We start from the raw sequence: 544 nt of genomic DNA, 5'->3' as shown, positions 1-544 counted from the left end.
ACATACCCATCAACTTAAGAAATACATTCTTCCCCCAAACGATAAAACCAAATTAGAAATTTTTCAATTTAATACTAATTGATCTTTGGAATCCAATAGTGTGCTCTCGATTTAAGTAAAGTTTAACTGTAATTTTTTACCTGTAAATATTATAATTTATTATATCGAAAATATATAAGAAAGAGAGAATTATCATGTTGAATATAGATATTAATCGTTTAACTGATATTTGTTTAGAATATCAACAGTCTAGATTTTATGTTACCAGAATACCTGAAGATTTCTTATCAATTGCAAATAAACGTTTCTCTATACCAAAAGATGATCGAATTATTGCTTTCTTAAGTTGCAATTTGTTTGGCTCAGGAAAATATGGTGTTTATTTTACAAGTTCAGGTTTATATTGGAAAAATTGGCTATTAGGTAAAGGGCATATGAAATGGGCTAAATTAAATGAAGTGCAACAAATCGAAATTGATAAAGATGGTTTTTTATCTTTTGATGCACAAAAAAGTTTTAATATTAACGGCAGTGATTATCCACC

The 544-nt window shown here is 27.2% G+C and carries 1 pseudogene; it reads left to right on the top strand.

From position 1 onward, the window contains the following. Positions 1-194 precede the first annotated feature (194 nt). Positions 195-544 (top strand): annotated as a pseudogene (locus tag ACFQZ1_RS11090) (hypothetical protein); the annotation flags it as partial.

Source organism: Bacillus sp. CGMCC 1.60114, from assembly GCF_042676365.1.
Taxonomy (GTDB): domain Bacteria; phylum Bacillota; class Bacilli; order Bacillales; family Bacillaceae_G; genus Bacillus_A; species Bacillus_A rhizoplanae_A.
This window is presented reverse-complemented; position numbering and strand designations above follow the sequence as displayed.